Below are 14,033 nucleotides of genomic sequence, written 5' to 3'. Positions count from 1 at the left end.
TTCAAAATACCTCGATATTGTCCGTTTGCGTGTTGAAAACGGCCATGCCGCGAATGAGTGCGCGACGTTCCTGAATGGACAGAAAAGTCAGTTCTCCATGCTTGTTCCTTGACTCCCGATATTTTGGTTCGACGTAACCTTCCTCAAGCGTCACTTCACGAACATATGAATTCATTTTGTCTTGACGGATGAAGTAGGCGTTATTTCCCGCGCTGTTGCATCCTATGAACACGTAACCTTTTCTCTTGCTGAGCTCATGCAGTGCGTTGAGAGATGCACCCCAGTAGACGTTGCTGTAGTGAGCTTCCGTGCGATTGAAATCCTCTTGGTATGGGACGCTAATTGATCTATCGATCCCGAATGTTCCATTGTATTCGAGGATGAGTATGGTTGGTCGAAGCTCCAGTTGCTTCCATATCCAATAGTCATTTCCGTCGAGATCAATGTGCAGCAGATCCGGATCCCCGTTCCAACGTGATACATGGGGCTGTAATAGTGCCGCCACATTCTCTCGCGTGATGTAGCAGGCTTCAGCGCAAACATCGTGACGCCAGAAGAAATATGCACCTTTCAATCGATCGATGTTTTTAGATGATCCGTCCATCACGAACCCAGACCAATTGTCCTTCTGCAGAAGAAACCTGGTGTTCGACTCAAAATAGTCGCCAACGCCAAATTCTATAAAGGTTCGCTTTTTAAGATCCAAACGATGGGTCAAATATTGAATGATCCCGTCATCGCCAAATTGCGAGAAGACCTTGAGCTCCAAGTCGGAGAGCCGTGAGTAGTTTTTCCGGTCATTGATCGAAAAAACGGCGCCCATTGCCGCGGCAATGCGCATTTCATCATGGTTGCTGGCCGCGTCTACGCAAAATATGAAAAATTCGCGTGCGGCTCTATGCAGCTTTCTGGTGATATTCATTCCAGTACTTTCCACACTGCGTCGCACACACGATCGATGTCTGGATTGGTCAATGCCATGCCGCTCGGGATGTAAAAACCCTGTCGATAAAGGCGTTCCGATACAGGGTGCGAGTCGTTCGCAAACAATCCCATTCGCCGCAATATCGGTTGCTGGTGCATGGGGCAGAAAAATGGGCGTGTTCCGATACCTTCGGCAGCCAGGCGGTGCATCGCCTGCTCAGCGTTGATTTCCTTGCTTTCGTTTATGACCAAGCCGAATACCCAGTAAATATTCTGCGCATAATCGGTTTCAGACAGCGGAATCTGCACGCCGGGCAGCGATGATAGCGCCGCGGCATAGCGCGCGCCCATTCGGCGCTTCCGGTTCGCGAACTCATCGAGGCGGGCCAACTGCGCCAAGCCAAGTGCGGCCTGCAAGTTCGTCATGCGCAGATTCCAGCCAAGCCGCTCGTGCACAAAGCGCTTTTGCGGTTGGAAGCAGAGGTTTCTCAAGCTGCGGCAGTCATCGTTCAGGGCGGAGTCGTCGGTCAGGATCATGCCGCCTTCGCCGGTAGTGACATGTTTGTTCGGGTAGAAGCTGAAAGTGCTCAAATCGCCAAAGCTTCCGCACGGGCGCCCCTTGTAGGTCTGCCCATGCATTTCGGCCGCATCTTCTATCAGCTTGAGGCCGTATCGGTCTGCAATGTCCAGCACAGGGTCCATGTCCACCGGTAGGCCGTAAATGTGCACGACCATGATCGCCTTTGTTCGCGACGTGATCTTCGACTCGATCTGATGCACATCCATGTTCCAGGTGGCGGGATCGCTGTCCACCAACACGGGTACTGCACCCGCTCGAACGATCTGCCCGATGCAGGAAATGATGGTAAAGGCTGGCATGATGACTTCATCGCCCGGGCCGATGTTCAGCGCATCGACGGCCGCATCAAGTGCGGCCGTTCCATTGCACACAGCGATGCCATATTTGCGCCCCATGCTGGCTGCGAACTGCTCTTCAAATTGTCGAACGAACGGCCCTTCGGATGAAATCCAGCCAGATTCGATACATTCGAGCAGGTATTTTTTTTCGTCACCGTCCAGCAGTGGCGTATTTACCGGAATCATGAGTCTATGCTTCGTAGTTTGATTTGATCGGCGGGTACTGCATCGAAGCGGGTCTTATCCTGGTCCCCAGCATAGGGACCTTGTTTGACCTCGATGATCTCGGTGGGCTCCAGCATTTCAAAGCCATGCCCACCATAGGCGAGCAGGATGACGTCGCCGGTCTCAAGGATCGTGCTTTCCAAGTACTGCTGCTTGTCGGAGTAAAAATCCACACGCAGACGTCCGCTGCGGATCAACAAAACTTCCTTGGTGTAGTGAACTTCCCTTGTCAGCGGCCGATGCACATGTGGTTGAATGACATAACCAACTGGTCGATTCATGTAGCCCAACTGCTGAGAGAAAGTTCCCGGTGTAAAGAACTCTATGCCGTCCTTGTGATAGGAGTGTCGAATGATCAGCGCGAGTTCCTGCTTGCCATCGTATATACGATCAATCATGGATATGTCTCGATGACGTCTGGATGCGCTCGTTAGGACCTTGTAACCCTAGGTGGATGCATCTATCGGTGAACTAATTGGCCATGGAGTGGCATGTTGCTGGTGCAAATAGTGAGATTTCAAGTGGGCGGTTACGTGCCTCGCAACTTTGCGAGGTAAAGAACCCGATTTGTTTCAACGAGTTTCGCGCTCACGATTATGAATCGCTTATTGAGCTCCTGCTCAAACCAATCTTGAGTGTACCAATCAGGTACGGATGGCCTATGAGCACCACCATAAAGCCCCATCGGCATGAACTCAAGCATCAACCAAGTGGATGTGAAGCGTGCCAAAGCTTCGAAAACTGAATCTAGGTTGTAGTTCTGCGCGAGGATAAGATGGTGTGTGATGGCCAGTGCCAGCACCAGGTCAGATTTCAGACGTTTGGGTCGCGCGAGAGTTTCTGCTGGCAACGCATCTCCCATCATGTTGAAGACAGCCGCCGTAATGGATTCGGACGAATCCGCTGAACGTAGCAGCGAGTCTATCGCACCCTCATCATAGTCGGCGCAAACAGTCTGACGTACGGAGGGCAGTCGAGCCAGTGAACGGGCCACTGCTCCTTGGTTACCGGCAAGATCAAGTACCCGGACCGGAGCCAGCTCCCTTGCGATATCCACTACGTGTTGCAGGCGATCGGAAAGCTCTATTTGGCCTTTGGCCATCAGCTCGGTGTGGTAATCGCTCCAACGGGTGCTCGGCCTCAGATTGATGCGTCGAAGAGCATTGCCTAGTCTTTTATGGTTGGGCGTTCTGAATGGCAGCCGCTTTGAGCTGCGCACAAGGCGTGCGATGGCCTGCAGTAACGGCGCTTTCAATTCAGTCTGAATGACCTCGTCCGTAAGCACCCGTGGATTGAAGTAGGCACGCCAATACCGGCAGAGTTTGTCCATACGCCGGACGCCGAGTATACGGAGGAGCGGATGTATCGTGAGGAGGTACTCTGCTTGCCTCAACCCATTGCCGGCGCCTCGGAATGCGCCTGCGAACATGGTATGCAGGCCGCGGCTATAGGCATGTAGCGGGTACAAATAACATTGCTTGAACTCGGATTGGGCCCGCCAGCCTGGCATTTCGTCGAGTCGGATCAGGCTTCCCATGTCCACTAGCATGGGAGTGAGATTGCGGAAGACGAAATTGAATGGATGTGCGTCCTTCAGTTCGTATCCGTATTTGTTCGCTATGGCGCTGATCCGCAGAACCTGCATGCCCGTTCTGCGGATCATCTCAGGCGACCATTCGAAAGGGTATGTGATTGGCTGGATACGTTCGTGCTCCAGAACCAGCTTATATCCTTCGATGTGTTGCTGCGCAATCCACGTTTTCGGGAACAGTCCCTGCGCGACAAGCTCCTCGATGAGGCCGCATTTGAGGAGGGTCAGCACTTCCTCACGGTGGTTTTCGTGGATGCCGCGATATACGGCATCCTGGCCGTGGAAAACAGCGCCAACCCCATCTGCAATCGACATTGGGTCCTTCTCAAGCATGTGTTCCGAATCTCCCCGGGCTAATGAAAAAGAATTGCAACGGAAAGCTGCGTGTGCGCGCAAACAATAGAGGAAATACCAGGACGCATGACATCCATGAGATTAGGGAAGCCCATGAGGCGCCTACCGCACCCAATTTTGGTATCAGGACGATGTTGATGGCGATGTTCGCAGCCAGCGCAAGTGCGGAAAAGATAAACACAAATCCCGCCTTGTTCTCGATGACTAGCAGTTGCGTTCGCAACGAAGCGTGGAAAACGAACAGCGAAGACCAAATATGTATTATCAGTACAGGAATAGCCGCTTCGTAGGAGGATCCGTAGAGAAGCGGAATTATCAGTGAGGACAAGAATGATGCGCCGATGCACACACATATAGCCAAGGCTGATAGAGCGTTAAAAATCGTCTGTGCAGCTCGATGGTATGCGGCTGGATTTTTGTGAAATAGTTGGATGAGGTGGGGGGCAGCTGAGGCGCCCACAATGACAGGGACGAAGTACCATGCTTCCGTCAATCGTACCGCTGCGGTGAAATAGCCGATCTCAACATCGCCGCGCATGCTGCCCAGCATCACCTTGTCGGCATTCATGTTGAGCAGGACAAATCCGCCCGAAAATATCAATGGCCAGCTATCTGCCAGGAATGTCTTGGCTCTCGACCAGTGTGTGTGCCAGCGCCACTTCAGGCCCGTGTGCATCGCATAGCGCATGCATAAGCCCACTGCTACGCACAAGGCTTCGGCTACGAGAGCCAGAATGAAGTACTCCAGCGGGCATTTGCTTAATATCAGGGCGATTTTTATGAGAAGGAATACAATGAAGAGTGAGGTTTCGATAACGATAGTCTGCCGCGATTGCACGCGCGATTGGTACCAGTATTTGATCACCTCGGTGGCTTTTATGACTAGAGTGATGGCGAGAAGCGTGACCATCAATTGGATTGTGGAATGCCCGGGTCGAACGTAAAAAACTGCAAATATGGATAACGCAGCGGCGAGTACGCCGCCGATTAATTCGAGTGTGAACGCTGTGCCGAGCGTACTGGTTGTGGTATCCGGGCTCTGCACGAGGTCACGGACCACCACATCCCCCAATCCCAGCGATGCGATCGGGGTAAATACAGCGATGAAAGCGATGATGTAGCTGTATTCGCCGAATTCCTCCGGGCCTAGATAGCGTGCTAACCATATCGTTAGTACCAGCCCGCCAACCATTCGTGCCATTTTATCGGCAAAGAGCCAGCCGATGTTGGCCGCTATTGCTGGCAGTGCAGGATTTTTGTGGAGTAAGGACTGTGCGAGACGCGGTATCCGACGTATTCCGCGCGAGTCAAATATCCCACGCGCCCTATCTCCCTCGGAAGGAATGGAACGGATTGAGGGGGGCGACGATGGCATCAGGTAGTTGTTGCCCATGTGTTCAATGCATCTATTACGGTCCGTCTTAGCCTCTCCCTTAATACGCCCCTGGACGACCAACCTAACTGCTTGAGTTCGGAGCAATCGAGCAGTTTGCGTGGAGTACCATCCGGCTTCGATGTATCGAACAGCAAAGCTCCCCGAAATCCGACGATGTCGGCAATCAGTTCTGCTAGTTGTCGTATGCTCACCTCCTGGCTTGACCCGACGTTGATTAACTCGCGCTGGCTATAGTTCCTCGCTAAGAACAACAACGCATCGGCAAGATCATCCACATGCAGGAACTCGCGCAGCGGCTCGCCACTACCCCAGATTACGACTTCATTTACACCTGAAATCTTTGCTTCGTGGAAACGTCGGATCAGCGCAGGAACTACGTGCGCATTCTGTGCATCGTAATTGTCGCCCGGACCATACAGATTGGTCGGCATTGCGCAGATGGCATCAAACCCGTATTGCTTCCGGTACGCCTGACACATCTTCAACCCGGCGATCTTGGCGATGGCGTACCACTCGTTGGTCGGCTCCAAGGGCCCCGTCAGCAGGTATTCCTCCTTGATCGGCTGGGGGCAATCGCGCGGATAGATGCACGATGAGCCGAGGAATAGCAACTTCCTCGTCCCGTGCTTCCATGCGTTGTGAATGACATTGGTCTGAATGGCCAAGTTGTCGTGAATGAACTCCGCGGGATAGGTGCTGTTGGCGTGGATGCCGCCGACTTTGGCGGCAGCAAGGAATACATATTCAGGACGTTCCTTGGCAAAGAACGCTTCGACAGCGGACTGGTTGGTGAGATCCAACTCCGAGTGACTTCGCAAGATCAGGTTAGTGGCACCGTCGGCGGTCAGGCGACGGACAAGCGCGCTGCCGACCAGACCGCGGTGACCTGCAATATAGATGCGGGAATCGAGATTCATATGAGCTATTCCTGCGGCGATTGCGCTTTGAATCCGGCGCTCGCCACGAGTGCGTCCCGCTCGGCGAGGGCCAAATCGCTGCGCATCATCTCGCCGACAAGCTCTGTAAATCCGGTGCGCGGAACCCAACCCAGCTGTTTATGTGCCTTGCTCGGATCACCCAATAGGGTGTCCACCTCTGCCGGCCGGTAGTAGCGCGGGTCGATGGCGACAACGCGCTGACCGGGACGGACAGATGAATGATTCGGTGCTGTTGCGATGCACGCGTATTCGTCGGCGCCGCTGCCATGCCATGCGAGGGTTATGTCAAGTTCCCCAGCGCTTCGCTCAACGAATTCGCGAACCGAATGCTGTGTTCCCGTGGCGATCACGTAGTCCTCGGGTTCTTCTTGCTGCAGCATCAGCCACTGCGCCTCGACGTAGTCGCGCGCATGGCCCCAGTCGCGCCGGGCATCAAGGTTGCCGAGGTAGAGGCAATCTTGCAGTCCCAGGTGGATGCGGGCCAGTGCGCGCGTGATCTTCCTCGTCACGAAGGTTTCGCCGCGCCGGGGGGACTCGTGGTTGAACAGAATGCCGTTGCAGGCGTACATGCCGTACGACTCACGGTAGTTCACCGTGATCCAGTACGCATAGAGCTTGGCTACCCCGTAGGGCGAGCGCGGATGGAACGGTGTCGTTTCGCGCTGCGGCGTTTCCTGCACCAAGCCGTAGAGTTCGGAGGTCGACGCCTGATAGAAGCGAGTTTTGCGCTCCAGGCCAAGGATACGAATGGCCTCGAGGATCCTGAGCGTTCCCATGGCGTCCGTGTCGGCGGTGTACTCCGGTGTCTCGAATGAGACCTGTACATGACTCTGTGCGCCGAGGTTGTAGATCTCGTCCGGTTGCACCTGCTGGATGATGCGGATCAGGTTGCTGGCGTCCGTCAGGTCGCCGTAATGCAGGAAGAAGCGCGGTGCGCTTTCATGCGGGTCTTGGTACAGGTGATCGATGCGGTCGGTGTTGAAGGAAGAGGCGCGCCGCTTGATGCCATGGACTTCGTAACCCTTGGCCAGCAGGAATTCCGCGAGGTAGGCGCCGTCCTGGCCAGTGATCCCCGAAATAAGCGCGCGCTTCATGTGTGATCCGATGCTGGTAGTGGCCGCAAGGTAACAGTCTAAGTGCTGGCCGTCCGTGTGCGTAGCGGCAGTTCAAGTCGGGGGTGAACCCGTTCGCGAATGCGAATGCTTGTATCGTCGCCACACGCACCGGCCGGTGGTGTCGGAGCCATACCCACGACTCGCGGGCAAGTTCACGGGGTGTTGCCCGCATAAACATCGATATATCGAGGCCAAGCTCACGTTTTGGCGGTTACGTTAAACGTCAATTTATTGGTGTTTAACGCCTTGGGGCAATCCGGAGAAACCGCATGGCGAGCCAAGGCAGGGCCGCGTGAAGGATGACTTCCCAATGGCTGCCTACGGCAAATCCACCAGTGCGTGCAGTTCGTCCAAGCTCCGGCTCAACTGTCCGCCTACGTTGAACTTTTCGAGTTCTTGCAGCGCGACGCGCGCCTCTTCCTTGCGACCTTGCGCCGCAAGCATGCGAATCAGGGTGATCTGATAGGCCGGTTCATCGGGGCTGGCCTTGACGGCCGCTTGGGTCATGCGCTCGCCGAGGTCGTGTTCATCCAGCACGTTCCAGGCGTAGTCGCCATAGGTGGCAAACAGGCGCGCACTGGGATGGGGATGGGATAACGCGACCGTAAAGGCCTGCCGCATGCGGTCGGCAGGAAGGTTGCAGTGACGGTCGCGGGCACACTGGGTCAGCGCGCCCAGCGAGCTTTCGTCCTGCACCCCGGGTGGATGGGCTTTCAGCTTGGCGATCATGCTGTTCCACCACGCATCCTTCAGTGGCAGCCCCATACGGGCGTTCATGAAGATCAGCGCTTGCTCCGGAAGGATCGAGGAATGGGGCAGCGCGGCGGAGGCTTCCAGTGGCTCGTAGGCCAGCCGGGTGAACGGCGAGGCGGGGTCGTAATGCGAGTAGATGATATAGGTACGGCCCAGTTCGTACTGGGCGCGTGGCGACTGCGGAGCGCGCGAGGCCAGCTCCTCAGCCAACCGCAACGGATCGCCCCAGGCATAAGCTGAAATGGCGGTGAGCGCCGCCCAGTGCAGCATCAGTCCGGCCAGCAGCGCATGGCGAGGCAAGGCCATCGGCAGCCGACCCGTGGACTCACTTGCCGGTGACTCGTCCCCCACCGCCCTTGTGGTAGGAGCGCACCCTGTGCGCGATGGGTCTGTTTCGCGCACAGGGGAGTTGCTGCGGGAGGGCGCGGCCAGCAACGGCACAACCGCCAGCAGCAACCCGAAGCTGGCGAAGTAATTGCGATGCTCGTAGATCAGCTCCAGCGGAAGCACGGTGCCGGTCAGCAAGTGGCAGCCAAGAAACAGTGCGATGCCGAGCGCAGCCAGCGGCTGGCGTCGACGCAGCCAACACATCAACGCGATAAGCGTCATCAAGCACAGCAGGCTGGCCAGCGTGGCCCACGGTGTCAGCAGCCCGCGTGAGACGACGAAGTCGTCATGGTAGAACGACAGCGCACTTGGCGTGGGCAGCAGCGTCCACGCAACATAGTCAACCACAATGCGCGCCTCACTTAGCAGCCGCGTTCCAAGGTTGAAGTCGCGGGTGGCCCAGGTCGCCGGGTTCAGCAGGCCGGGCAGCAACCATGCCAAGCCAATCAACATCGGCAGCAACATGACGACCAGAAACAGCGCGATGACCCGCCAGTCTCTCCTTGACCCGCCCATTGCCGTAGGGCGGGCAATGCCCGCCGGCCCCGTGCTCGGGTAGTCGCGATGCAAAACGGCGGGCAGTGCCCGTCCTACGCGTTGCTCGCCAGGTTTGCGCCAGCGGAATACCGTCCACTCCACCAGCAACCCATACAGCGGCAGCATCACCGCGGTCTCCTTGGCCAGCATGCCGATGGCGGTGGGCAGGGTGATGCTGGTCAGGCAGAGGAGGGTGCCGCGGGTATATGGCGAAAAGCTTGGCCATCCAAACCTGCCTTTGCGTGCAGGGGATAGAGATATCGCGGCAAGCATGCGTCGACGCCCCGCGACGTAGCCAAGCAAACCCAGCAAGACGAAGAGATTCGCCATGCTCTCCATGCGCTGCACCACATACAGCACACCCGTCAGATTGATCGGTAGCAACATCCAGCCCGCGGCGATCAGTGCGGCAACGATGCCCGCATGCGTGTGGCCCCTATCAGGGAATCTCGCAGCCACCGCTGTCGTAGGGCCGACTTCAGTCGCGATGCGCTCGCCATCAGCTCGCCCAAAACGTGAAGAGTCCAATATCGGAAGTTGCCGACAGATCGCCCCAAAAGTCGCTCCCGCAAGGTCACCCGTAGACCTGCGCATGGTCGTCAGCAGCAGGCTGCGCGCCAGCAAAAACACCAGCCATCCATTCAACAAGTGGATGATTAGGTTGGTCAGCTTCCAGCCATAGGGATGTAGTCCACTGCCCAAGTAATTGGCGGCGAAGCTCAATGAGGCCAACGGACGCTTGAAGTCGCTGGCGGGAGAGGACAACGCTGCGCGTACCATGCTGGATACGCTGACCTCGGTCGGTTGCACGCCACGGTTGTCGACGATGTTGGGGCAGTCGTCGAACAGCCAGCTGCCGGACAGGCCCGGACTGTAGATTGTCGTGACCAAAATCAGCGCGATCACCAGTAGCCAGCGATCGAGATGACGAATCCGCAGCGAGGTCATCGGAGCGATCCCGGTAGTCCTTTGGCTTGCTGGGTCTGGCTGGGTTGCGGCCGAATCACAGGGGCGGATCCATGCAGAGCGAGCCTGCTACTTCTACACCCCCCCCGGTTCAATGGGCGCTGATACAACTGGACCTTCAGCCGGCGTCGTTCGTCGGCGCCACGTGGGAGACGGTGCGGAACGGTTACTTCCGCGGAATGAGCTCGGCATAGGCGACTATTCGCGATCACCATGTGCTTCCTGATCTCTCGGGGGCAATTGCCGGGCGATCTCGGCAATTGCTGTCTGTCCGCGTCTGTTTGCGCGTGAAATACGTCCACGTAGTTGCTTCAGCGTTACCCGCGCTCCCGAAAAATCCTTGTTGAAGATTTGCAATCGAGCCAGGAGCACTCCGATGGCAGGATCAGCTACTCCGGTGCGCCAAGTGATTGCGGCCTGACGTTGGGCCTCATCAGGTCGACCGCCGCGGGCATAAAGATCGGCGGCGATATAACGCGTGCGCCAGACGGCCAGATCAGATGCAGGCTGAGGATCTGCGTCGACGAGCTGTCGCAAAATGTCTGCCAATTGAACCTTGCTGAGCCCGCTGCAGTCGCGATTGCGCAGGTACGTACTGATCTGATCAAACATTTGCATATCAGCCAATTGCAGCTTTACGCCGGCATAGCCTCGTACTTGAGCCACGTTTTCCGGTTTGACCGACGTGGCGACCTGACATTGCTGTTTCAGGCTGGCGATGGTCGCCAGCCGCCGCGTCGTTGGGTTACTACTATGCATGAGTGTGTCTAGCAGTTGTCGCGTATCTTCAATTGATCCGGTGTTCCACACTACGCTGAGGTTGTCCAGCTGTGCTCGGGTTGATTCAGGGTGGTAGCGGACAGCCTGTTTTGCCATCGTGGACCATGACTGCCACACCCATGCCCGCGCGGCCGTCGCGGTGGCAAGTATGGCGCATAGCGCCAGCACACAAAGTACCTGAAAGTTTGGATGGCGAGAAGAATAACCCGTTGAAACTGGTCGTCTGTCAGCTGCCCATTTGATTGCGCCTGCCAGAGCCAGAAAGACTCCCACTGAGGGTAGATAATTGCGATGCTCGAAATATAGTTCCAGGGGAAAAACGCTGGATTCCATCACATGTGCCGCGAGGAAAAATACTATGCCTGTGAACACCGCCGGTGCGCTCCGCCGGGCAGCAATGGCAATGGCAGCTAAGACCAGTAAACCGAACACTGCCAAAAGCGTGGTTGCGGGCTGCAGCAGTCCATGGGATACCGGGAAATCGTCGGTATAGATGCCAAGTGTCGGGCCGCGTGGCAGCAGCATGCTGCCGACATAGTCAAACAAGGCTCGCGGCTCGCTCAGCAACCGTTCCATCAGCGTAAAGTTGCGGCTGCTATAGCCTGCAAGTAATCGTGACGGAGGCCACGCATACCAGAGGCAGGCCGCCAGCCCTGGCAGGGCAAGCCCCAATAGAAAAAACGCCTTGACGGCAGGTGGCTTCGGCGAGGTGGCGTGGTTCCGGAAGTAGCCAAGCTCCAGCATTGCGCAGAGCAGTGGCGCCAGCGCACCATTTTCCTTGCACAGGATTCCCATTGCGGTGGCGATAGGCGTCGCCAGGAATAGCCAAGCAAAAGCGGTGCGTCCGCGACCCTGTTCCAGTGCTTCGCGCCCATGCACATATGCCAGCAGCGCCAGCAGGATGAACAGCGTACTCAACTGCGCCATGCGCTGCACGATGTACAGCACTGTGCTCACCTGCAGCGGATGTAGCAGCCAGACTGCGGCAATCGCCAAAGCTGCCCGGTCAGCATGCTCATGCCAGCAATTGTCTCGCGAAAGCAGCCGACGAAGCAGGCAGAAAATGAGACCGCCGCAGACCAGATGGATCAGCAAGTTTGTAAGCTTGAACGAGAACGGTCCCATGCCGAACCATCGGGCATTGGCCATGAAGCTAAGCATCGACAGCTTGCGACCGAACATGCCTGAATGGTTGCCGAGAAGTGTTTCTTGCCAGCTGCTTATGCCATTCAGCCAATCTTGCAAGGGACGCAAATTCGGTATGTCGTCAAAAACAAATGGGCCGCCAAGCCCGGGTAAATAAACCAATACGGTTACTGCCATGGCCAGGGTTAGCCACAGCACCGAGGATCCAAAAAAATTGCCCCGGTCGCGCGTGGCAGACCGGGGCAGGGATGATACTTTTAGCTGGATATCGATCAACTAACTTTTGATCAATAGCTTAGCGGCACGAAGCCGGCACATGCTTGTTATCACCTGCGCTGTGACCGCACTTCCAAACGATAGGATCCGTCGCGTTGGTCTGCGGCGCAGGAGTCAGCGTGAGCACGGGAGCCGTGGCCGCACCCGTGTTCTGTGTGGTGGCCGAAATCACACCGTTCGCGATCGCGACACCCGAAACGTATGACGTAACTTGCGAGTCGTAGCCGGCTGCAGCGTTGTCGACGATAGCGGTCGCCTTGACGCCTTTGCTGGTAGCGGTTTCGGTCACAGCCAGCTTGGCGGCATCCATTGCCACGACGGCCTCGCTCACCTTGGCCCGGACGGAGTAGTCCTGGTACGCCGGCAACGCGATGGCGGTCAGGATGGCGATGATCGCAACGACAATCATCAATTCGATCAGGGTAAAGCCTTTCTGAATGCTCTTCATGGTGGTTCCTCTGTTTGGTTAGCTAACCGTAGTGATGCCCCCTGAGCCCCAGTCCCGCATCCCCCTACGCGGAATCGGACCCCTACTCGCGGTCAGTGACGACCAGGAAGCTCATGGGAGATATAGCACGTGACATGCCACACTCCTGCCGGCGCCAAAAACAAGGTCGGCCGGTGACGAGATTGTGCACGTGTCGATAGAAGCCGGCAACGTGCCAATCCGGTGAATCGGTAAAATTGTCGAATACGTCGCGACTTGTCTGGGACGCCGGCAAATAAACGTCATGAAGTGACGCGAGGCGTCACCTTTTGCTGCGATTTTCGACGGGATCCAGCGCAAGAATCGCCAGCGGGTTGGATTGCGACGATGAAAGGATGGCGGTGTATTCCACGTCTTGGCGATCAATCGGCACGAAATACAGAGTTTGTCTCTTCGCTGACGCGGCCTGCGAGATCTTGGCTACTTTGCGCTGCTGCTCTTTGGTGATGGGCGGCAACGCCGACAGGGGTTGTCCGTGCTGTTCTATACCTTCCTTGACCTTCTCGTAGGGAACGTAGAATTCCGGCATCCGGTCGATATCCTTGCCCCCGCCCATGGCTTGAGCGATGACATCAAACGCGCGCCCTCCCTTGGGTGGCAACGCGCCAACAAGTCGTGGTCCGTTCCATGAACGCGTGCGGAATTCTGGCCGGCTGCCTTTGGCCAGGTCCGCATCGCTGAGTTGGTCGGCCGCGACTACGACCAGCCTATCCACTTCACCCACGATGAAGACGGGTCGGGCCTGGCAGATCACATACAAGCCATAGCCGAAGGCAATGGCTTGTAGGCTGGCGATGATCGAAAGATCTAGGCGACGCAGTCGCGCCGGTTTGCTCGGTGTCATCACCAGCAACGTCAGCAACGGGCCGATCGCAATATCCACACCCATCAAGAGTGGGATCAGTTTGCCGGCCCCCGCCACACCGAAATACGGAGGTGGAAACCACAAAGTGTAGAGCAGCGTGGCGACAATGGCAGCCAGCACCAGGCTGATGGAGAGGTGGATTCCGGCGGCTTTCCAGCGAGACATGGTTCGGGGTCCATGGTGAAGGGTGGGGCAGGTCGCGGCGAAATATACGATGTCGTGTGCTGGCATGCAGCAAATGACTTCGTAGGAGTGCACCTTTCTACACGAGGGAATGCTCCCGATCATGCGCGATCGCCGTTGGCCGGCGTCTGAAGAACCCCATCGCGCACACGGTCCGCTTCTACGGGTTCACCGCGCAGGCTTGCCTGGAGC

At 56.7% G+C, this 14,033-nt stretch carries 11 protein-coding genes; all 11 read right to left on the bottom strand.

The genetic code is table 11. The features are described 5' to 3' along the window. Position 1: 1 nt before the first annotated feature. Complete coding sequence (locus ACVWWQ_RS06475; RefSeq protein WP_133951274.1) at positions 2 to 922, bottom strand: hypothetical protein; 921 nt, start codon at positions 920 to 922, stop codon at positions 2 to 4. Further along, positions 919 to 2,028: a DegT/DnrJ/EryC1/StrS aminotransferase family protein gene (locus ACVWWQ_RS06470; protein WP_133951272.1), complete on the bottom strand. Its 1,110-nt coding sequence runs from the start codon at positions 2,026 to 2,028 to the stop codon at positions 919 to 921. Before ACVWWQ_RS06470 ends, ACVWWQ_RS06475 begins: the two co-directional genes overlap by 4 nt. Beyond that, entirely contained in the window at positions 2,025 to 2,465 is a 441-nt protein-coding gene (locus tag ACVWWQ_RS06465; protein WP_133951270.1) for a cupin domain-containing protein, read from the bottom strand. The genes ACVWWQ_RS06470 and ACVWWQ_RS06465 overlap by 4 nt, the downstream gene beginning before the upstream one ends. A 131-nt stretch (positions 2,466 to 2,596) precedes the next feature. After that, positions 2,597 to 3,991: a hypothetical protein gene (locus tag ACVWWQ_RS06460; protein ID WP_133951268.1), complete on the bottom strand. Its 1,395-nt coding sequence runs from the start codon at positions 3,989 to 3,991 to the stop codon at positions 2,597 to 2,599. Continuing rightward, positions 3,984 to 5,405, bottom strand: coding sequence for an oligosaccharide flippase family protein (locus tag ACVWWQ_RS06455; protein WP_133951266.1), 1,422 nt, complete (start codon positions 5,403 to 5,405; stop codon positions 3,984 to 3,986). The genes ACVWWQ_RS06460 and ACVWWQ_RS06455 overlap by 8 nt, the downstream gene beginning before the upstream one ends. Next, positions 5,387 to 6,325, bottom strand: coding sequence for a GDP-L-fucose synthase family protein (locus ACVWWQ_RS06450; protein ID WP_133951264.1), 939 nt, complete (start codon positions 6,323 to 6,325; stop codon positions 5,387 to 5,389). The genes ACVWWQ_RS06455 and ACVWWQ_RS06450 overlap by 19 nt, the downstream gene beginning before the upstream one ends. 5 nt (positions 6,326 to 6,330) lie before the next feature. Beyond that, a complete protein-coding gene (gene gmd / locus ACVWWQ_RS06445; protein ID WP_133951262.1) occupies positions 6,331 to 7,440 on the bottom strand; it encodes a GDP-mannose 4,6-dehydratase in 1,110 nt (369 codons plus the stop codon). A gap of 339 nt (positions 7,441 to 7,779) precedes the next feature. Then, the gene (locus tag ACVWWQ_RS06440; RefSeq protein WP_457383327.1) at positions 7,780 to 10,086 is read right to left on the bottom strand and encodes a hypothetical protein; all 2,307 of its coding nucleotides are present in this window, start codon (positions 10,084 to 10,086) and stop codon (positions 7,780 to 7,782) included. Positions 10,087 to 10,302: 216 nt separating this feature from the next. Further along, positions 10,303 to 12,306: a hypothetical protein gene (locus ACVWWQ_RS06435; protein WP_133951260.1), complete on the bottom strand. Its 2,004-nt coding sequence runs from the start codon at positions 12,304 to 12,306 to the stop codon at positions 10,303 to 10,305. A 19-nt stretch (positions 12,307 to 12,325) separates the two neighbouring features. After that, the gene (locus tag ACVWWQ_RS06430) at positions 12,326 to 12,754 is read right to left on the bottom strand and encodes a pilin (protein ID WP_133951258.1); all 429 of its coding nucleotides are present in this window, start codon (positions 12,752 to 12,754) and stop codon (positions 12,326 to 12,328) included. A gap of 301 nt (positions 12,755 to 13,055) precedes the next feature. Further along, complete coding sequence (tfpZ, locus tag ACVWWQ_RS06425) at positions 13,056 to 13,823, bottom strand: TfpX/TfpZ family type IV pilin accessory protein (protein ID WP_133951256.1); 768 nt, start codon at positions 13,821 to 13,823, stop codon at positions 13,056 to 13,058. Positions 13,824 to 14,033 lie beyond the last annotated feature (210 nt).

The sequence above is a fragment of the Rhodanobacter sp. TND4EL1 genome, assembly GCF_054061035.1.
The sequence above is the reverse complement of the archived record's forward strand: the minus strand, read 5'-3'. Positions and strand labels throughout refer to the sequence as shown.

Excerpts from the sequence above, each read along its gene's own strand:
- ACVWWQ_RS06475 (WP_133951274.1), bottom strand. The coding sequence starts at position 922 with ATGAATATCACCAGAAAGCTGCATAGAGCCGCACGCGAATTTTTCATA.
- ACVWWQ_RS06470 (WP_133951272.1), bottom strand. The coding sequence starts at position 2,028 with ATGATTCCGGTAAATACGCCACTGCTGGACGGTGACGAAAAAAAATAC.
- ACVWWQ_RS06465 (WP_133951270.1), bottom strand. The coding sequence starts at position 2,465 with ATGATTGATCGTATATACGATGGCAAGCAGGAACTCGCGCTGATCATT.
- ACVWWQ_RS06460 (WP_133951268.1), bottom strand. The coding sequence starts at position 3,991 with ATGCTTGAGAAGGACCCAATGTCGATTGCAGATGGGGTTGGCGCTGTT.
- ACVWWQ_RS06455 (WP_133951266.1), bottom strand. The coding sequence starts at position 5,405 with ATGGGCAACAACTACCTGATGCCATCGTCGCCCCCCTCAATCCGTTCC.
- ACVWWQ_RS06450 (WP_133951264.1), bottom strand. The coding sequence starts at position 6,325 with ATGAATCTCGATTCCCGCATCTATATTGCAGGTCACCGCGGTCTGGTC.
- gmd (WP_133951262.1), bottom strand. The coding sequence starts at position 7,440 with ATGAAGCGCGCGCTTATTTCGGGGATCACTGGCCAGGACGGCGCCTAC.
- ACVWWQ_RS06440 (WP_457383327.1), bottom strand. The coding sequence starts at position 10,086 with ATGACCTCGCTGCGGATTCGTCATCTCGATCGCTGGCTACTGGTGATC.
- ACVWWQ_RS06430 (WP_133951258.1), bottom strand. The coding sequence starts at position 12,754 with ATGAAGAGCATTCAGAAAGGCTTTACCCTGATCGAATTGATGATTGTC.
- tfpZ (WP_133951256.1), bottom strand. The coding sequence starts at position 13,823 with ATGTCTCGCTGGAAAGCCGCCGGAATCCACCTCTCCATCAGCCTGGTG.